General features: G+C 46.8%; 17 protein-coding genes. 5 read left to right on the forward strand and 12 right to left on the reverse strand.

Features of this window, described 5'->3' with window-relative positions; all coding sequences use genetic code 11:
• Positions 1-12: 12 nt before the first annotated feature.
• The 8 genes from VMX96_09020 to VMX96_09055 form a co-directional block, all read right to left on the reverse strand.
• Positions 13-543 (reverse strand): hypothetical protein, encoded by a 531-nt coding sequence (locus tag VMX96_09020; protein ID HUU64037.1) that lies wholly within the window; start codon positions 541-543, stop codon positions 13-15.
• Positions 544-1,003: 460 nt separating this feature from the next.
• A complete protein-coding gene (locus tag VMX96_09025; protein ID HUU64038.1) occupies positions 1,004-1,990 on the reverse strand; it encodes a hypothetical protein in 987 nt (328 codons plus the stop codon).
• 138 nt (positions 1,991-2,128) lie between these two features.
• On the reverse strand, positions 2,129-3,949 hold the full coding sequence (locus VMX96_09030; protein ID HUU64039.1) for an ABC transporter ATP-binding protein: 1,821 nt from the start codon (positions 3,947-3,949) through the stop codon (positions 2,129-2,131).
• A gap of 364 nt (positions 3,950-4,313) precedes the next feature.
• Complete coding sequence (locus tag VMX96_09035; protein ID HUU64040.1) at positions 4,314-5,249, reverse strand: glycosyltransferase family 2 protein; 936 nt, start codon at positions 5,247-5,249, stop codon at positions 4,314-4,316.
• A 37-nt stretch (positions 5,250-5,286) separates the two neighbouring features.
• Positions 5,287-6,225, reverse strand: a complete 939-nt coding sequence (locus tag VMX96_09040; protein HUU64041.1) for a glycosyltransferase family 2 protein — start codon at positions 6,223-6,225, stop codon at positions 5,287-5,289.
• A 141-nt stretch (positions 6,226-6,366) separates the two neighbouring features.
• Positions 6,367-7,329 carry a glycosyltransferase family 2 protein gene (locus VMX96_09045; GenBank protein ID HUU64042.1) on the reverse strand — a complete coding sequence of 321 codons (963 nt, stop codon included), beginning with the start codon at positions 7,327-7,329 and terminating at the stop codon, positions 6,367-6,369.
• A gap of 139 nt (positions 7,330-7,468) precedes the next feature.
• Positions 7,469-8,404 (reverse strand): glycosyltransferase family 2 protein, encoded by a 936-nt coding sequence (locus VMX96_09050; protein HUU64043.1) that lies wholly within the window; start codon positions 8,402-8,404, stop codon positions 7,469-7,471.
• A 262-nt stretch (positions 8,405-8,666) separates the two neighbouring features.
• Positions 8,667-9,704 (reverse strand): radical SAM protein, encoded by a 1,038-nt coding sequence (locus VMX96_09055; protein ID HUU64044.1) that lies wholly within the window; start codon positions 9,702-9,704, stop codon positions 8,667-8,669.
• 633 nt (positions 9,705-10,337) lie between these two features.
• On the opposite strand from VMX96_09055, the gene rfbC reads away from it, so the two are divergent.
• The 5 genes from rfbC to VMX96_09080 all read left to right on the forward strand — a co-directional run bounded on the left by rfbC (position 10,338) and on the right by VMX96_09080 (position 15,125).
• On the forward strand, positions 10,338-10,910 hold the full coding sequence (gene rfbC / locus VMX96_09060; protein HUU64045.1) for a dTDP-4-dehydrorhamnose 3,5-epimerase: 573 nt from the start codon (positions 10,338-10,340) through the stop codon (positions 10,908-10,910).
• A 78-nt stretch (positions 10,911-10,988) separates the two neighbouring features.
• Positions 10,989-11,963 carry an SDR family oxidoreductase gene (locus VMX96_09065; protein HUU64046.1) on the forward strand — a complete coding sequence of 325 codons (975 nt, stop codon included), beginning with the start codon at positions 10,989-10,991 and terminating at the stop codon, positions 11,961-11,963.
• Between the two features lie 166 nt (positions 11,964-12,129).
• The gene (gene rfbD, locus VMX96_09070; GenBank protein HUU64047.1) at positions 12,130-13,008 is read left to right on the forward strand and encodes a dTDP-4-dehydrorhamnose reductase; all 879 of its coding nucleotides are present in this window, start codon (positions 12,130-12,132) and stop codon (positions 13,006-13,008) included.
• Between the two features lie 404 nt (positions 13,009-13,412).
• Positions 13,413-13,991, forward strand: a complete 579-nt coding sequence (locus tag VMX96_09075) for an acyltransferase (protein ID HUU64048.1) — start codon at positions 13,413-13,415, stop codon at positions 13,989-13,991.
• 264 nt (positions 13,992-14,255) lie between these two features.
• Positions 14,256-15,125: a class I SAM-dependent methyltransferase gene (locus tag VMX96_09080; protein ID HUU64049.1), complete on the forward strand. Its 870-nt coding sequence runs from the start codon at positions 14,256-14,258 to the stop codon at positions 15,123-15,125.
• Positions 15,126-15,588: 463 nt separating this feature from the next.
• Here the strand turns inward: VMX96_09080 and VMX96_09085 are convergent, their stop codons facing one another.
• The 4 genes from VMX96_09085 to VMX96_09100 all read right to left on the reverse strand — a co-directional run bounded on the left by VMX96_09085 (position 15,589) and on the right by VMX96_09100 (position 19,547).
• Positions 15,589-16,170, reverse strand: coding sequence for a class I SAM-dependent methyltransferase (locus VMX96_09085; protein ID HUU64050.1), 582 nt, complete (start codon positions 16,168-16,170; stop codon positions 15,589-15,591).
• Entirely contained in the window at positions 16,170-16,802 is a 633-nt protein-coding gene (locus VMX96_09090) for a CmcI family methyltransferase (GenBank protein ID HUU64051.1), read from the reverse strand. Before VMX96_09090 ends, VMX96_09085 begins: the two co-directional genes overlap by 1 nt.
• Positions 16,803-17,219: 417 nt before the next feature.
• Positions 17,220-18,125, reverse strand: a complete 906-nt coding sequence (locus VMX96_09095; GenBank protein HUU64052.1) for a TylF/MycF/NovP-related O-methyltransferase — start codon at positions 18,123-18,125, stop codon at positions 17,220-17,222.
• A 177-nt stretch (positions 18,126-18,302) separates the two neighbouring features.
• Positions 18,303-19,547, reverse strand: a complete 1,245-nt coding sequence (locus VMX96_09100) for a polysaccharide pyruvyl transferase family protein (GenBank protein ID HUU64053.1) — start codon at positions 19,545-19,547, stop codon at positions 18,303-18,305.

Below are 19,547 nucleotides of genomic sequence, written 5' to 3' on the forward strand. Positions count from 1 at the left end.
AATCCAGGCCCCCTATTTACCCCTTCTTGGCCAAGCATCCACGATGAGACTGCTATATGATAGGGGAACCTCCCTATTCCTAAGACCGTAATCGGCAGAGCGTACTACAAATCCATCGCTTGTCTCCCATGGTGAGCGATGAAATTGCCCCGCTTCGTCGAAATACTCCAGCAGGTTGTGATCGTACTGCTCCTCGGATAGGACACGCGTAATCGTGACGTGATTATAAAGGACCTTATGGTCGTCAGCACCGATCCCGCTCCCCCCTGGCTTCACAAAGTCTATGTAAGACGGATCAGGATGAAAACCATCGGGGACGGCTATTCTTATGAACCCTTCCTTGGTCAGAAGCGGTTGGACGTTCCTCAAGAACAAGCGAAAACTGTCTTCGGTCCAGTGCTCAATAACGTGCTCTGCCAGAATCCGGTCTATACCGCCTCGCGGGAAGATACTCCTCCAGTGTGCTGGATTCAAAGCATCTAAGACGGGAAGATCAGTGTATAGCCAGTCCTCGTATGTTCGAGTAGCAGATCCTATAACCACCTTTACCGGCCTACCTTCGCGACAAAGCGTCTTAGCACGCTGTCGCAGAACATAGCGCTACTTACGGTTTTCGATACCCCTCCTCAAGATGTACCGTAACGCGTTCAGTTTTCGTCGTGGGCGGGTCACTGGCCAACTAGTCGCCACGACCCCTCGCTTTCAGCCCCGGGCATCGGTTAAATAGTCGACGTAGGAGCGCTGGACAGTCTGTGTTCATAATTAGGATTTCGTTGACTCTATTGCCCTCACCGAACAAGTCCGTCCGGTAATCGAGCCTGGGCGTCTCCTGAGAGGATAAACTGCTTAGCTTCGGAGACAACTATCGATGCGAGAGACCGGAATAAACCAACATTGGAATAAGGCTCGAGACTACCTTTTCGCAGGTCAAAGCCAGTCTTCAAGTCCAATCTAATAATTTCTTGCCCTTCTGACTTCAATTTGCTGCTTGAGCCAGCCCCATCTAGAACTCGGTTTTTTTCAGCAACCATACTCTTTCCTGTACCTGGATTTCCTGTGTGTCCGCCAGCCCCCACTGGGGGCCGTTTTGATATGGCAGGTTTCCGTAGATGTCGAAGCTCTCACCATGATGCGGCTTCACCCCATGAACTATCGATTCCGGATGGTCGAGATGAAAATATGAACCGATATACCGCGGTTTCACGCCCAAGTGATACAACTGGGCCAATCCGCGCCGATCGCATCCGCTTCGTCTGCCGGTCAGCGATTCGTCATAGCCACGCGCCTTATACCACGCATCTCTATGAGCAAGCAGGAAATCCCCTATATAGTTGTGTTCCTTATTCATTATATATGTTAACCGGTGCAGTTTGCGATTGGCAAGTGTACGAAGAGACAGTCTCCGGCCACCCCACTTAAACTCGGTTCTGTTTGTGCCATACAGATATTCTTTTTGCAAACGGTGCAGACGATTGGTTATCTCGGGCCCCAACACGACATCTGGATTCATAACGCAGACCCATGGCGTCCTTGCTCTCCTGATGCCAACATTCTTGGCAAAGTATTCCATCACCGGGATGTCAGGATTGGTAGAGAGACTATCATGTATTTCCGGCGGCACTACGTATACGCGCAGATTGGGGAATCGCTTCACCAGCCAGCCTGCATCTGATCGTTGCTCCGGCAAACGGTTCCACTCTACGTAGATTACCTCTCCGTCTATGTAGCGAAGGTTCCATGACAGTGTGGCCTCAATCCTGGATCTGAGGTCCCCGTGATAGAGGTCACTACGTCCAATAAGAACAATCGTGATCTCCGGTTTGCCACAAACGGCTATAATCACTAGGTGCCATAGTCGGAACAGCGTCAACTCGAGCAACCATTTTACGTAGTACCTCGAAACTTCCAAGCCATATCGATAAAACCATCCGGCGGCTGCCCTAGGATGAGTAATGGCCCGGTAAAGCTTAGCCTTGATGTGCCATTCCATAATAGTCACCCGGTGCGGCGAAGCGCTCTTGCAGACCAACTAATGGATCTAATGAGTTCTGATTTTCTACTCCATATTTCGGCCTTGAGAGTCCTTGTATCAGGGATCGCTTGATGAAAGTGGATCGGTTAGCAGGCGCTAGATTTCTTCCTCTTGCCTGCTGTAAAGCTCCCAATATTTCCCTTTTTTATTGAGCAGTTGGTCATGTGTGCCGCTCTCCACAACCCTCCCCCCATCGAGAACATATATCGCATCTGCGTTCCTGATAGTTGACAGCCTGTGGGCAACTACCAGTGTTGTGCAGCTCTCGGATACCTTGTCGATCGCCTTCTGGACGACCCTCTCCGAGATATTATCCAAGGCGCTTGTGGCTTCATCCAGCACCAATATTTGTGGCCTTCGAATCATGGCCCTTGCGATGGCGATACGTTGTCTTTCGCCGCCGGAAAGCCTCACTCCACGATCGCCAACAACGGTATCATAGCCCGCATCAAGCTGCTGGATAAACTCATGAGCGCCGGCCACTTGCGTTGCTTCCATTATCTTGTCCAAATCATACTCAGTTCCGAATTCGATATTATCCTTTACCGATGCGTTGTAGATAAACGTCTCCTGCCCTACGAACCCAACTGCGCTCTGAAGTGAAGACAGCTCGTAATCTTTGATATCCACACCATCGATCAGTATGACGCCGTTGTCTACATCGTACAGTCGTAGGAACAGGTCCACAATGGTTGACTTGCCGGCGCCGGACGGACCGACTATTGCGGTCACCTTGTCCTTATCTACTCTGAGTGAGATGTCACTCACAGTGACACTCTCTTTGTTCTTGTGAGTGAAGCTGACGTTTCTCAACTCGATTCCCGACCGAAGCCCGGAGAACCCCCTGGTTCCATTTATAATCTTGCTATAGGTTTTATCCTCCAGAAGCTCATAAGTTACCTCCAGATTTGGCAGTGCATTCATGATCCCCATTATCTGGGAACCGAGACCTGACACGCGGGGAAGCAATCTAAATGCCGCATAACCGAATGTACCGATCAACGGAAGCAGGGAAGCGAAACTATAGGGCCATACCCACCAGACCACAATTATAAAGATTGCAATTGAAAGATACATCAGCATGTCCAGAACTCGTGTAGGTATCGCTGTCCACACTGCATTCTTTACCCAAAACCGCCACCGAGTCATTACCGCTTCGTTAAACCGTTGTTGCCATCTCGAAAACGTCCCGGTAGTGATAATCTGCTTGGCTCCGGTTATGTACTCGTTTAACACCACATTTTCGTCCTGACTGGCCAACAGCATTCCCTTTCCCGCGACATAGGAAACCTTAACACTCAGGTACCTGGTAAAGTAGGAGTAGGCTATACCGCCAAGCAACACACCGATCGTGGCCTTCCAGGAGAGGGAGAAGAGCAGGGCCAGCACCGATATTAACAGTACGATTGCAGCGAGAGATGTCGTCATTGCCATTAATATAGTCGCTATGGATTCAGGTGCTCCTTTAGCCTTGTACAGTAGGTCGCCCTGTCTATTATCGACAAAGAACTGGTAGTCGAACTGGGTATACTTCTGGAATACCTTTTTTTTGTAGTCTGTCGACACCTTCGCAGTCGTTCTCGCAGATAGATTGATATACACCAACATGACCAGAAAGACCAGGAGCGTCAATATAATAAACACGATGGAGTTCGCTACCAGGACGCTATCAACCGGGATAATTCCTGCTATATGGCTTAGGACGATAAAGAAGGGGTTACCACTCAGGTAGCTTGGCTGATCTAAGGTTGCCTGCAGTATGGGGAACAAAACAGCCATTAGCAGAGTTTCGAGGTAGCCAGCAATTATAGCAAGGCCCAGCAGCATGAACAATCGGCCCTTATAGTTCCTGAGGAAGAACCAGATCGTTCTCAGTCTGCTGGTCTTTGCCTCACCCTCAGATCGCTGTTGTTTCATCCGCTTTCAACCCGATGCTTCTAGGTCTATACCGTCCCAGGATATTAGACTAGCACTGATGCCGCGCACGGTCAAGCGCCAAGCCAGCTCGGCTATGGCCTACCGCTCGTGCGACCTCTAGCGCATTAATTCCCCTTTTCCCTTTAGTCATTATGAGTTCTCGCGCACCGCCGCGGTCAAGGAGATGAATCCAGCCCCCGCACATATAGACCGTCACCACCGCGGCCACTCCCACATTGTGTTCTTAAACCTACCAGGAACCCGTTATCAAGACGTCCATTAGTATTATCTTCACTTCTAAACCAGATGATGATTAAGCTGGATGTCCTTAGTTGACCCATCCTTTCTGTAAGTTGGCCTATATTTACTTGCTTTGCCTATTGACTAGCCCCGCCAAGATCCCTCCAGCCATATTAAGCGCCCATAGAAAGCACCTGAGCTTCATTTTCACAAAGACGGACAACTTCCGGGGCCGCGGTTTCACAAACAAGAACTTGGGGCTAGGTTCCAATAAAGCCCTGACTAGAGTGCGGGTTATATCTAACGTATACCAAAGCAGCACCTTCGGTAAATATCTCGGGTAATACTTCTTAAGTATCAGAATATGATTTCTACAGAGTAAGTAGTTAACCTCCATCCGTGGTATGCTTGGCTCCAGATAATGCGCAACCAGTTTTTCGGGAAACATACATGCTTTATAATCCGTTTCAGCCTGGAGTCTCAGGCCAAACTCAACATCTTCGTGGTACATACGGTAGTTCTCGTCAAAAAGCCCTATCCGGTCAAAAACATCCTTCCTATAAAAGGGGGCAGTTCCGGCAATCCAATCTACCGGGCGTATTCCCTGAAAATCATCCGTCAGGTTCACCGGAAGCCCCCCTTTAAAACTCCCTCCGGTGAACCAGTTATCTCCATCCTGATCTACCATGATACAGGATAATACACCTATGGAACCGTCGGCATCCAGGATTTCGACGTTTCTCTCCACAAAATTGCTTTTCACCTCAGTGTCTGCATTCAGCAGGCAGATATATTCTCCCTTTGCCAGTCCGATCCCTTTGTTGCAGGTTTTAATGAAACGCATGTTTTCGGTGTTTTCAACCAGGCGCATGTTTCTATGGTCTTTGATAAATGTTTCAATGTACTCCACTACTGACCTGTCCGGCGTGGCATCGTCTATGATTATGACCTCATAATCACCAAATGTCTGATCTGTAATGCTCGGCAGCAGTCTTTTTAAATATTCCTTCTGATTGTAGTGTGGGATTATGATGCTAACCTTACACATGCTGTTTTCCATTCTGCCCCTTGCAGTTTTCGCTTCATTTAGCCCATGTTTACTTGCTTTGCCTATTGACTAGCACTGCCAAGATCCCTCCAGCCATATTAAGCGCCCATAGAAAGCACCTGAGCTTCATTTTCACAAAGAGGAACAACTTCCAGGGCCGCGGTTTCACAAACAAGGACAAATTGGGGGTAGGTTCCAATAAATCCCTGACTAGAGTGCGGGTTATATCTAACGTGTACCAGAGCAGCACCTTCGGCAAATATCTCGGGTAATACTTTTTAAGCATCAGAATATGATTTCTACGGGCTAAGTCGTACATTTCACGCAATGGTATGCTCCCCGCTAAATAGTGCGCGACCAGTTTTTCGGGAAACATACATGCTTTATAATCCGTTTCAGCCCGGAGTCTCAGGCCAAACTCAATATCTTCGTGGTACATACGGTAGTTCTCGTCAAGAAGTCCTATCCGGTCAAAAACATCCTTCCGGTAAAAGGGGGCAGTTCCAGCGACGAAATCTACCGGGCGTATTCCCTGAAAATCGTCTTTCAGGTTCACCGGAAGCCCCCCTTTGAAACTCCCTCCGGTGAACCAGTTATCTCCGTCCTGGTCGACTATCACGCAGGATAACGCACCTATGGAACCGTCGGCATCCAGGATTTCGACGTTTCTCTCCACAAAATTGTTTTTCACTTCAGTGTCTGCATTCAGCAGGCAGATATATTCTCCCTTTGCCAGTTCGATCCCTTTGTTGCAGGTTTTGATGAAACGCATGTTCTCGGTGTTTTCGACCAGGCGCATGTTTCCATGGTCTTTGATAAATGTTTTGATGTACTCCACTACTGACCTGTCCGGCGTGGCATCGTCTATGATTATGACTTCATAATCAGCGAATGTCTGATTTGCAATGCTCGGCAGCAGTCTTTTCAAATATTCCTTCTGATTGTAGTGTGGGATTATGATGCTAACTTTACACTTGCTGTTTTCCATTCTGCCCCCTGCAATCACGCCGGCTTGCCCCGCCTGCAGCCACCCCGATAAAATCGGGGCACCTCTTTTTCAGCAGTCTCCGGATGAGGATTAAGCCGTAGAACCTGGGATGACCCGTATTTCGCTTCAGTTAGCCCATGTTTACTTGCTTTGCCTATTGACTAACCCCGCCAAGATCCCTTCAGCCATATTAAGCGCCCATCGAAAGCACCTGAGCTTCATTTTCACAAAGAGGAACAACTTCCAGGGCCGCGGTTTCACAAACAAGGACAAATTGGGGCTAGGTTCCAATAAAGCCCTGACTAGAATGCGGCTTATATCTAACGTGTACCAGAGCAGCACCTTCGGCAAATATCTCGGGTAATACTTCTTAAGTGTCAGAATATGATTTCTACAGCCTAAGTAATACACTTCCTTAATTATTATGCGCATCTCTTCTGAACAGTCCACACTTGGTTTATTGTGTACAACCAGTTTTTCGGGAAACACACATACTTTATAATCCGTTTCAGCCCGAAGTCTCAGGCCAAACTCAATATCTTCGTGGTACATATGGTAGTTCTCGTCAAAAAGCCCTATCCGGTTAAAAACATCCTTCCTGTAAAAGGGTGCAGTTCCAGCGACGAAATCTACCGGGCGTATTCCCTGGAAATCATCCGTGAGGTTCACCGGAAGCCCCCCTTTAAAACTTCCTCCGGTGAACCAGTTATCTCCATCCTGGTCGACTATTACGCAGGATAACGCACCTATGGAACCGTCGGCATCCAGGATTTCGACGTTTCTCTCCACAAAATTGCTTTTAACCTCAGTGTCCTGGTTCAGCAGGCAGATATATTCTCCGTTTGCCAGTCTAATTCCTTTATTGCAGGTCTTCACAAAACCCAGGTTCTCTCCATTCTCAATCAACCGCATGTTTCTATAGTCTTTGATAAATGTTCTTACATATTCCAACACTGACTCATCCGGTGAAGAATCATCTATGATGATAACTTCGTAATCGTTAAATGTCTGATTTGCAATGCTTGGCAACAGCCTTTTTAAATGTTCCTTTCCATTATAGCTCGGGATTATTACACTGACTTTGTTCCCGCCTTGTTCCATCATATCCCTCCACGGCCACGCCGGCTCACTATTCCTGCAGCCACCCCGATTTTATCGGGGCACCTCTTTTTCAGCAGTCTCCAGATGAGGATTAAGCCGTAGACCCCGGGATGACCCGTACTTCGCTTCAGTTAGCCCATGTTTACTTGCTTTGCCTGTTGACTAACCCCGCCAAGATCCCTTCAGCCATGTTAAGCGACCATGAAAGCCACAAGCGCTTCCATTTCACAAAGAGGAACAACTTCCACGGCTGCGGTTTCACAAACAGGAACCTGGGGCCAGGTTTCGATATAAAACTGACTAGAAAACGGCTTATTTCTAACGTATACCAAAGCAGCACCTTCGGCAAATATCTCGGGTAATACTTCTTAAGTATCAGAATATGATTTCTACAGCTAAAGTAGTATACTTCACTCCTTGGTATGCTCCCCGCTAAATAGTGCGCGACCAGTTTTTCGGGAAACATACATGCTTTATAATCCGTTTCAGCCCGGAGTCTCAGGCCAAACTCGATATCTTCGTGGTACATACGGTAGTTCTCGTCAAAAAGCCCTATCCGGTCAAACACCTCCTTCCTGTAAAAGGGGGCAGTTCCAGCGACGAAATCTACCGGGCGTATTCCCTGAAAATCGTCTTTTAGGTTCACCGGAAGCCCCCCTTTGAAACTCCCTCCGGTGAACCAGTTATCTCCGTCCTGGTCGACTATCACGCAGGATAACGCACCTATGGAACCGTCGACATCCAGGATTTCGACGTTTCTCTCCACAAAATTGCTTTTAACCTCAGTGTCCTGGTTCAGCAGGCAGATATATTCTCCGTTTGCCAGTCTAATTCCTTTATTACAGGTCTTCACAAAACCCAGGTTCTCTCCATTCTCAATCAACCGCATGTTTCCATGGTCTTTGATAAATGTTTTGATATACTCCAGTACTGACCTATCCGGTGAAAAATCATCTATGACTATGACTTCATAATCAGCGAATGTCTGATTTGCAATGCCCGGCAGCAGCCTTTTCAAATATTGCTCTCCATTGTAGTGTGGGATTATGATGCTAACCTTACAACTGCTGTTTTGCATTCTAGTTCCTGCGGCTATTTAGGCTGCTCTGACATGGGCCTACAACGTGGTGGCTACGTAGGATCCATGAATATCCGTAGAGTCTCAATCCTAATGTCATTAGGCCCACAGGCTACGGCGGCGATGAGGCAGCCACCTTGTAGAGGAGACGTTAGCATGGGCGGTCCAATACTTGCCTCTGTCAAGCAAGCATCATGTCCGTCACATTCTACTTTCGCATAGCCATCTTCGGGCCTGAACGTCGCTACGTGTCGCCAGGTTTTCAAATACGCTGTCTGATTTGGAGAGTGCTTTCTTCAATTGACATCGTATTTGCCTTTCTATACCTTCTACTTGAGAATTCGCTCCTCAAGCCATCGACAGCTACCTTGGGATGATACGGAGGATAGCGAATCCACGCTTCCTTAATCATTTCGGCCATCACCGATGAAGCAGAACCTTTCGTACTTGATATTTGTCCTTGATAAATCAGAGGACAAGTGCACATTCGTACCGGACATGGTTTAGGGTGTTCGTCGAAATAGTATTTCCCGGTGAAGAAGTTTCCATACCTCTTTTGCGATGACAGACAACGACCCAGGTTGCCCATATAGTCCATGTGGAAGGAATACGTACCAGTACCGCACAGTCTTCCAAAGGCATTGAGGTGCATCATATCAATTTCACGTGTGTCCCAAGCGCGTGATTTTAGCAATATCTTTTCTTCTTCGGTGTAAGAGGCCGGGTATGTTGCTCCCGCGTATATGCCTTGAAATGGCCTGAAGAAAAAGGAGTCTATCCCTCGCGATGTGAAATACTCCATGTCCTTCAGTGCTCGAGGAATGAGAGGGGGATAGACAACATACTGCACACTGACATTGAAACCCTTGTCCTGAAGACATATGACCTTATCGATGAATTCCTCGACACCGTTTCTCCTTTTCTCCCTCTCCATGATATGAAGGGATGCAACAACCCTCAGGACTTTTTGCGATGGAATGACATCGGCGAACTGGTAGACATTGGGCGTTGAGAGATTTGTTGCTACCTCGACGTAGTGTATCTGAGTCAAGGCCCTGACCAGTTCTACAAATTGTGGGTACAGAAAACACTCACCCCCGCCCATCAGCAAGATTTTCCAAACCTTGCCTGTGCTGTCGAAACACCTTGCTATATGCTCTGGGCTATACTTACCGACTGCCGGTTGTTCCCTTCGTCGAGGTTGTGGTTCCGTTTCGGCACAATCCTTTGAGAATATTTGGCATGAGGCAGAGCAATAGACGCAATTGTAGTTGCATAACATATTGGTGACCCAGAGCATCGAATAGTCTGGCTTTGCCCTAGCACTGGTACTCGACGGTTGTGAATGCGTATCCAAGGTGCTCACCTAGTTCAAAACTAAACGTATCCTTCAAGTTCGGTTATATGGCGTTTTCTTTTTTGCTACGTTTATTTTCCCTATTTCCAATCCCTCCACGGCCAAGCCGGCTCGCTCTGCCTGTAGTCACGTTTAGCTGGCTCATAACGGCTACGCCAGAGGCTCCCTATCGAGACACCAACGTTGATATCCGTGGCTGTTAGGTATTCTACGCTACCGGCGGTGCTTTTTCAACTTGGGTGCAGCAACAAGGCTCCGTCACAGATGACAGCACCATATATCTAGGGATTGCCACGTCCCCCGACCCCGATCTATCGGGGGACGCTTCGGCTCACGTCGGGGGTCCTCGCAATGACATATGGTTGCAACCGCTCCTCGTGATGGAGTTTAATTGGCTCAGAATTAGTATAACTGGATGGGAACAAACGCTTGAAGTTAAATATATAGTGCGTTAAAATGCAGTCAATTAAAGATGCTATAGCTTATTACCCAATTAAAAGGGCGTATTTATCAGCCCACCTTTATTGAAATCTCAAAATATCCACGTTGGTCAACTGATAAGGAGAGAGAGGCACCATGGAATTATCGATTGAAAAAACGCCAATTAAAGATCTTGTTGTAATAGTACCTGAGGCATTTGAAGACGAGCGGGGCTTTTTCACCGAGATCTATAGGCAGGACAAGTTCAGGGAGTCAGGGCTTCCGGAGGTTTTTGTTCAGTTGAATCATTCAGGTTCTGTCAGGAACGTGTTGCGTGGCCTTCATTTTCAGTGGGACCCGCCTATGGGTAAGGCCATGCGCGTGACGCGCGGGAAAGCGTTTCTTGTGGCTGTCGACATTCGGAAAGGGTCCCCGACCCTGGGCAAGTGGTTTGGGATTGAGGTCTCTGCCGAAAGCAGGTTGCAGGTCTGGGCACCCGCAGGGTTTGCCCGCGGGTTTTGTGTGCTAAGCGATTATGCCGAGATCCAGTACTTATGCACCGGCATATATAATAACAAGGGCGAGTCAGGGGTCCTGTGGAATGACCCTGAAATCGGTATCGAGTGGCCCATTAAAGGCCCTATTGTATCTCAGAAAGATCAGACAGCTCAAACACTGGCGGCATGGCTCGAAAGGGAGGAATCCAATTTCTTCACCTATGAGGGGTAGCGGGTGGGAAACGCATTTACCTAATGGCATCGTCCATTCTTCGTCTGGTAAAAAATCTATGAGTAAATGGAGGTTCAGATGAGAATTCTCGTTGCGGGTGGCGCAGGTTATATTGGGTCCGTGCTGGTTCCTCATCTCTTAGAACGTGAGTACGATGTCGATGTGCTCGACCTGCTCTGGTTCGGAAATCACCTGCCGGATGGGGTCAGGGTCATCGAAAAGGATATCATGTCCATTACAGAAGATGACGTCAAGGGCTACGATCAGGTCATATTCATAGCGGGGCTTTCCAATGACCCAATGGCGGAGTATTCTCCTATGCGTAATTTCGTGGGCAATGCCGCAGCGCCCGCATACCTTGCCTATGTTGCAAAGCGCGCAGGGGTAAAACGATACATTTTTGGCTGTTCATGCTCGGTGTACGGATACACGGTCAACGAGCTCTACGACGAGACCTCCCCTGCCATATCGAGTTATCCATATGGCATTTCCAAGCTTCAGGGTGAGTTCAGCTGCCTCCAGCTACAAGACCGAAACTTCTCCGCAATTTCGCTGAGACAGGGTACGGTGTCTGGCTACAGTCCGAGGATGCGCCTTGACCTTGTAGTAAACACGATGTTCAGGTATGCTATAAAAGAGAAGGTGATCACGGTCAACAACCCCGCAATCTGGAGGCCGATTCTGGACATTCGGGACGCAGCCTCTGCATACATACGGGCTATTGAAGCGCACCCTGAGATTTCAGGTGTGTTCAATGTCGCATCCGGGAATTATACCGTCGGTGAAATCGCCGACTACGTGAAAGAGGGCGTAAAGGAGCATCTGGGCATCAAGGCGAAACTGAACATCAAGAATATGACGGATTACAGGAACTACAAGGTCAGCATCGAGAAAGCGCGAAACGTTCTGAGCTTCAAGCCTCGACACGAAATTGCTGATATTGTTACAAGCCTCATCGAAAATATGGATAGATTCCAGGATATAGAGAATCCAGCATACTATAACATTCAGGTCTTCAAGATGTTAGACGATGCCAAAGCCGTTCCCCACTAGGATAAGTCATGAGACCGCTGAAAAAGAGGTGCAGGATACTTCCTGCCAGGGGTCTGGGGGTGTCCCCCAGCTTTAAAAAGTCCCCCAAGATTGGGGGATATAGGGGGTTGATTAAGACTATTTCAGCAGTCTCGTTATGTTTAAGACCAGATACTGGAGTGGACCTATGAAAGTTCTTGTTATCGGAGCCAACGGCCAGCTGGGTTGCGATGTCTGCACGGCGTTTTCGGATAGTGGACGCGAGGTCATCCAATTGAATCATGACGTCCTGGATATAACGGATTTCGAATCCACCAGAGCCAGGCTTGCGGAAGCCAGTGCTGATGTAATCGTAAATACCGCAGCCATGCATAATTTGGACGTTTGTGAAGACGAGCCGGCGAAGTCCTTTGCCGTCAACGGTATAGGGGCCAGGAACCTGGCCATCCTGTCCAACGAGCTAGATTTTGTGCTGTTTCATATCAGCACCGATTACGTCTTTGACGGCGCCAAACGGACACCCTATATCGAAACCGACTGCCCCATGCCCCTTAATATTTACGGGAACACTAAACTTGCTGGCGAGCACTTCGTGCGCGCTATCGCAAAGAAACATTTCGTTCTCAGGGTATCGGGATTGTACGGCACTAATCCCTGCCGTGCCAAGGGTGGGAGCAATTTCGTAAAACTAATGCTGAAATTGGCGAAGGAAAGGGACGAGGTGCGAGTTGTAGATGACGAGGTGCTCACTCCAACGTTTACCGAAGACATCGCCAGGCAGATCGTTTCCATGAGCGATGTGGATGACTACGGCCTCTATCATGTCACTGCCCGGGAAAGCTGTTCATGGCACAAATTCGCGTCAAAGATCTTTGAGCTCTCCGGGGCGAAAGTCAAACTTTCGGTGGCAGACCCTTCCGAGTTCCCCTCAAAGGTGCAAAGGCCCAAGTACTCGGTTTTGGAAAATGCTGGACTGAAGTCCTTGAACCTGGATATTATGCCTCATTGGGAAGATGGACTACGGCGCTATCTGGAGAAGATCGGGGCGCTTCTCGATGTGTCCTAGGGAGTGAATTGCTGACCCTAAATCTATTAAGACACCAATGAATTGAGGTGTGGCGTAGGATCTGATTTTGCTCCCATTCTTTGATGAGAGGATAGATTCTTTCGTCAGCTCCTCCTCATAGTGGATAATGAACCAGGGATTGCCATTAAAGGTAAAACTGATCTAAAAAACGGGCTACACGTCACAAATTGAAGTAAAGAGTTGCCCGGATGCGTGTTTGATCTACCAATTTGCGAACAGGAAAAATGAAAACTGTAAAATCCAGCCTGGTGCACTTGCGCGCTAAGTCGTATAAAAAGTTTTGTATTATTAGTAAAATTATATCTACATTATCTAGGAGACTTCGCAGTTTACCGCACCTTGGCTATGCCAAATTGCACTATTGGCTGTTCTTCAGCAGGCACGTGGAATTCATCGGAGAAGCTGGTGCCAGAATACATCCTTCTACTATCCTTCTCGCGAACAACTCAAAAATAATAGTAGAGAACGGTATTCTGTCTATAGGTTATCTATCTTACCTACTTTGTTGGAACGTGAGAGATAACTGTCGCATTAGTCTATATAATTCTACATTGCATATCATAGGTAATGTTGATCTGAGACCTGGCTTGAGCGTTTGGGCAATGAACTCGAAGGTGGTTATCCATGACGGAACAGTCATAAATGGCCCCACAGGGATCGTGTCAAAAGCCGGGGTTGAAATTGGGGCGCATTATCTAATTTCTGCGGGAGTTCAGATACTAGACTGTGACCTCCACAAACACGCGGTTGCGGGAGAAGAGCCGAAGGATATCGCGAAGCCGGTCATTATCAAAGACCGCTGCTGGATTGGGCTGAGAGCAAGTATCCTAAAAGGTGTAATTGTTGGCGAGGGAGCCATGATCGGAGAGGGATCCGTTGTTACGAAGAATGTCGATGAACGCACTATGGTTGCCGGGGTGCCGGCAAGAAAAATAAGAGATAACATTATATGGGAGCCGTGACAATCCATCTTAGTATTAGGCTATTCTGGTCTGCTTCTATCGGCGAAGGCCGTCTGTTACGAAGGTCAGAAGTTAGCTTCTTATTCAGCTAATAATTCCAGAAGCGTTAAAGCCCTTCTATATACCAGCAATTCTAACTCTAGAAGTGGTTACAATAATTCGGAATGCGTCAGGAACACAATAAAGTAGGTTCGAAGCAATATGCAGATGCTATTTTACTTTGATAACAACCCCGAATGCACGATATGGGATGGTATGTGGACTGTGAGGACCATTGAACAGGAACTGGAGGCTTGTGACATAGAATCGCCTCCAAGAGAGCTGTTTCTATCCTATCTGCCTAAAGAAGGCAAGATTGTGGACGCCGGCTGTGGGCTGGGCAAATGGGTTAATTATCTTAAACAGCGGGGGTATGACATCGTAGGTATAGATAACAGCGAGCTTGCTGTTGCCAAACTTAAAAATTTCGATGAGTCCCTCCAGGTGGAATTGGGGGACATACTGGATATCCATTATCCCGATAGCTCTCTGGATGCGTACATATCTATGGGAGTAGTTGAGCATTTTGAAGACGGCCCGACCCCGGCCTTGAAGGAAGCTTATAGAGTCCTGAAACCAGGTGGGTTAATATTCGTCTCTGTACCAACTGTAAATGTCATCAGGAAGCTTGTCAGGCGGCCGCTTCGAAATGCAATCAACACGGTTCCCAGGTCACTTATGGTGAAACTCAGGTTGTGTTGGGGGGGGTTGAAGCGCCATTCGATTCGTGCCGCAATAAACGCTATTCTACCGGAGACAGTAAAGGGCCTATTGCTGGGGAAAAGAAGTAGAGGTAAAGTAAGTATAGGTAAATATTACCATTTTATAGAGTACAGGTATTCAAAGGCTGAGTTGGAAGACTTCCTGAAGCAGACCGGTTTCGAGGTAATCGAAACGATACCTCATGATTTCTATGATTCAAAAGATCATGCAATAGGATTGGTGGTGGATTTCCCGTTCCTGGGAGCCCGCAACGGGGTTAATTTCCAGCTTACTCCTCCCGGCAAACTGATATCAAGAATTTTAGATTGCATATCTCCCTGGATTGCCTGTAATAGCGTTATCTGCGTAGGTAGGTCACTGAAGGGCGAATAGAACCCCTAAGATAATGTTCTTTTTAATGAAATTGATCGTATTCTATTATCGTATCAATTCTACATCCAAGTTGTACTAGCTTATCCACTATGATTCTGGTCGTCTTTCTAGCCTCCTCTTTTAGTGCTGGATTCATGGCTCCGAGCCGCTCTTTGACCGTGTCGTAGTTTTACTCCAGGACTTCGAATCTGTTGGTAATCTCGCCTGCGCTTATATCTTCTACATTGATCGTGAAATCTGTGACGCCCACCTTTTGTGCGAATCCTTCAGCTTTGTGCTCGTAAGGTATGGATATAAATGGCGTATTTACTTTGGCAGCAAGTACAACCGGATAATATCTCATACTTATGAGGCAAAACAGCTTGGAAATTAATACCTGCTGCCCGTAGGAATCTACATTCGGGGGCAGGTCACTTGGGCTTCAGGAATTTTTAATCTGACTGGATAATATTTTTTAATTGTTCTACTGTTTTTTAAAAAAAGCGATACATTTGCCTGGAATTGCGATGTATAAAGGCCTCATAGTTATAATTCTCGGGGCTACCGCAACAATTCTCTCTTCCGATATCCCTAACTTGGATTTATTTTTTGATATTTTTTTTATGACTTCAGCATCTTCCATCGCCGTCCAATCTTCTATCACGTAATAACCACCGGGAGCAACATAATTCCATAAAACATTAAAGCAATTTTCAGTTTCCTTTTTTTTATGGAAACCATCATCAATTATAATATCGAATGCCCCATATTTTTCAGCAATATTCTTTAATCCATCGCTATCGTTCTGATTACATTTACACATTACAACTTTATTATGGAAAGAACCGTCGGGAAGATTTATGTCAATTCCAATAATCTTTGTTTCAGGATTCTTGAAAAAATGTGCCCAGTATCTAAGGGAGTCGCCCTTCCAAATTCCAATCTCTAAAAGAGTCAATTTATTATGCCTAATTTTTTCTATAATAGGCCAATAATCAAAAATTAACCTCTGCCTCACCTTATCGATATAGCAATACCTAATTAAATCATATATTTTATAAAACATTAATATATCCTTTTAAGAAAGCCTCCGGGGAAACCGGTATAGAGGAACTTCTCCCTCGTTCCATCTGGCACAAAATCTTGCCTATTGCGCAGAAATTCCTTCACAGCCCGGCTGGGGCCGGGACCCCGGGCTCCCGTATCTTCTACCACCAGGTAATTCCCGACGGAAACGAATTCGCTATATAGTTCCATTTCCCGCAAAACATGATCTTTACTATGGCCAGAATCCAGGGACACCATTGCGGTTTGGCTGCCGACGATTTGTCGAACCTGACTGATGACTCCATCGGAAACAGAACTCCCCACGATTGTCGTTATTCGAGGATGGGAAAGGGTGCGGGAGGCAAGATCATCAACATCGATGGTGACAACCTTCCCTTCCCCAATTAGATCACAAATAGAAGCAAAAAACAGAGCACTGCCTCCAGAATATGACCCCGTTTCGATGATAAACTGAGGCCTGGTTTCCCAGATTATTTCCTGATACACCCAGAAATCGAGGGGGATTTTCATGGCCGGTACTCCCAACCAATAGGTGCGTCCCCATACGTGGGAATAACCATAGAGTTTCCTAAACCTTCGGATGAAGAAGCCCGGGGCAACTACAGAGATGTATTTGTCAGGGAATTCCAATGCGATTTCCCACCACTTGCTCCCGGCACATATATTAGCCCCCTGGTAAGACGATCCATGAATCGCATTCTTATCTTCTCCTGTTCCAAATGGCGATCTCAAGCATTATATCAAAACCTTTTAGGCAAGGAAATACTACGTGGAATATCTAGCTGGTCGAGGAAGAGCACACAACACGTCTTACGCTTGCTAACCCCCTAAATCGCCAGACTCTCATTGAGGTCTGTCTATAGCTGGGAATAGATGTTAAGCATCGCCACATTGGCTGATATATTAAATCTCCATATCATGAAGGAAGCTCGGTTAGCTTTTGGAAGGGCGTCATGGTGGTTTTCTTAATCGCCTATAAGGCTTCCAATCCCATAGGCTTACCAAAGATGGTTCTGATAATTCCAATTGGTTTATGACGCGTATACGTTATTTGTTCTCATCCTCAGGATAATAGGCCCAATACCCTGACATAGTCTTTCGGGTATATGCTACAGCCATTGGTTTTTGCAACGGGTGGTTTATGAGCGACGACCAGCCTGACCAGGGACCGATATAGTGTTGACCTAAAGGTAACCCTGTGCCAGCCCCAATGAGACCAGGAGGAGTCCTATTGAAGTATTTGCGCCACCACTTCTCAGAAAAGAATAGAGCGACATAGTCTGTAAATAAGGATTCGTCTGTGAACATATAACCCTGATCGACCAGGTTTGGCCAGATGTATATAACACAAGTATGTAAACTTGCTTCCCAGTCCACGTCAATAAAAGCCAACAATATTGGCGAATCCAATTGTGGAAGGGTGTCTTTGAACCATCCTTTGACGAACTCACAGCATTCTATTGCGCCATATCGCTGAATATTTGACTTGACTTCATCAAGTGTTCCTAGATAGGTGCCTCTGGCAGATGGCTTTGCTTGTCGATCACCAGGTTCAGCCTCAGGCAGCCCCTCAAAAGAATCGTACACCTTCAATTTACGATTAACTATTTTGCAAACGAGTGATAAATTCGCAGAAGCACCACCTTTCCACGTTCCACACTCGATGACATCACCCGGTACATCCGGCGGAGTCTCCAGTATCTTCAAAGCCATAGCTAGATGCGCTTTGTACGACGTACCAGTTGAAATGCGGCGGGTGTTAAGGTACATTTTAAAACCTAATTTGAACTTCCTGAGTTCTGACATCCTGTACGTATTATGAATATCTGTGGAGTACAAGATGAGGTAGATATCGACGGGTACCAAGAGCAAATAGTAGCCCTTCAGCATCAGCGCCCAAAGCACCAGGTATACCTTTCTGATGGGCGCTTTGAGCACGGGGTAGACCTTCATATTTGAGCCTCCATGTGTTTTTCCAGTGGCAGTTAACAGCTATTTTACGGAAGGGCTGTTTTATCAATAAGGACAGCGCGGCGGCTCGATAATAGCTTATCGTATTTGAAACATTCTAGAAATATCGTTGCCAAGAATTACATCCAAGTTCTCACTAACCTGTAATTTTTCCCTTATCTAATTAATCTTCCATCCAAGTTGTACTAGCTTATCCACTATGATTCTTGTTGTCTTTCTGGACTCCTCTTTCAGTAGTGGATTTATGGCGATGAGCCGCTCTTTGACCGTGTCGTAGTTTTGTTCCAAGACTTCGAATCTGTTGATAATCTCGCCTGCGCTTATATCTTCTACATTAAGCATAAAATCCGTAAAGCCCACCTTTCGGGCGAATCCCTCAGCTTTGTGCTCGTAATATATGGATATAAATGGCGTGTTTCCTTTGACAGCAAATACAACCGGATGATATCGCATACTTATGAGACAAAACAGCTTAGAAATTAATACCTGTTGCCCGTAGGAATCTACATTCGGGGGGCAGATATATACCTGCCCTTTGCTTTTCTCGCGGATTCTCTCAAGTAATCTAATGTCCATACCCTGGATCACCGGGTGTTTCCCAAACATCTGTGGTATGAGCAATATGGAATATCCTTTCTCAAGCAGATAATTAACAATCTCCGAGCAACAGGCCATTATGTTCTCCGCCAGACCTTCAGAGTGTCTATACCTGGGATGCCATTTTAGATTCGTTACCACCATACCAACCGTTTTCTTTCCTTCAAGCAGCTCTAACGTATCTTTGAGATTATCATATCTTTGTATATAGTCTTCGGATACGTCGTTTTGGAGAGCAGAGTCCAGGGTTACCCATGCTTCCAACCCCAATTGATCCCTTAAATAGCCATAAGAGATTTCATCCCTGAGTATTGTGGCGTCTGCTCTCCTGAGCACAAATTTTCTGGCCCGGTTCCTGAGTCTCCCTGAAAACGGACCCATTGAAGGGGCATAGAAGAACAGCGGCTTCTTCTTGAACACCTTTGCTACCAGCAATCGATACAGATAGCCAAGGTCGCCCATCGCATTCAAATCGCCGATGGTTGGACCGCCCGGGGCATGAATCACCACATCTGCTTCATTCACCGCCCGGATAAATCTTCTGCCCCGCCTGGTAAGCGAAAACTTCCCGAATGTTAACATATTGAATACGGCGTCCAGACGCTCCACTAGACGGGCCAACCCTAACCAAGTTGGATAAAGCTCAAGCATTTCAATATCACCGTAAGGGAACTGCTCAGACAAGCCCACGATCATGATCCACATCTTCTCGACGGGAAGCTCTGCTCTCAAAGAATCGATCATCGCCCTTATGGCGGCTTCGTCGCCCCGATTACTCCAGTGAGCGTGCAAGATTAGAATTTTCAA

The sequence above is a fragment of the Dehalococcoidia bacterium genome, assembly GCA_035528575.1.
Taxonomy (GTDB): domain Bacteria; phylum Chloroflexota; class Dehalococcoidia; order E44-bin15; family E44-bin15; genus DATKYK01.

Excerpts from the sequence above, each read along its gene's own strand:
- VMX96_09025 (HUU64038.1), bottom strand. The coding sequence starts at position 1,990 with ATGGAATGGCACATCAAGGCTAAGCTTTACCGGGCCATTACTCATCCT.
- VMX96_09030 (HUU64039.1), bottom strand. The coding sequence starts at position 3,949 with ATGAAACAACAGCGATCTGAGGGTGAGGCAAAGACCAGCAGACTGAGA.
- VMX96_09035 (HUU64040.1), bottom strand. The coding sequence starts at position 5,249 with ATGGAAAACAGCATGTGTAAGGTTAGCATCATAATCCCACACTACAAT.
- VMX96_09040 (HUU64041.1), bottom strand. The coding sequence starts at position 6,225 with ATGGAAAACAGCAAGTGTAAAGTTAGCATCATAATCCCACACTACAAT.
- VMX96_09045 (HUU64042.1), bottom strand. The coding sequence starts at position 7,329 with ATGATGGAACAAGGCGGGAACAAAGTCAGTGTAATAATCCCGAGCTAT.
- VMX96_09050 (HUU64043.1), bottom strand. The coding sequence starts at position 8,404 with ATGCAAAACAGCAGTTGTAAGGTTAGCATCATAATCCCACACTACAAT.
- VMX96_09055 (HUU64044.1), bottom strand. The coding sequence starts at position 9,704 with ATGCTCTGGGTCACCAATATGTTATGCAACTACAATTGCGTCTATTGC.
- rfbC (HUU64045.1), top strand. The coding sequence starts at position 10,338 with ATGGAATTATCGATTGAAAAAACGCCAATTAAAGATCTTGTTGTAATA.
- VMX96_09065 (HUU64046.1), top strand. The coding sequence starts at position 10,989 with ATGAGAATTCTCGTTGCGGGTGGCGCAGGTTATATTGGGTCCGTGCTG.
- rfbD (HUU64047.1), top strand. The coding sequence starts at position 12,130 with ATGAAAGTTCTTGTTATCGGAGCCAACGGCCAGCTGGGTTGCGATGTC.
- VMX96_09085 (HUU64050.1), bottom strand. The coding sequence starts at position 16,170 with ATGTTTTATAAAATATATGATTTAATTAGGTATTGCTATATCGATAAG.
- VMX96_09095 (HUU64052.1), bottom strand. The coding sequence starts at position 18,125 with ATGAAGGTCTACCCCGTGCTCAAAGCGCCCATCAGAAAGGTATACCTG.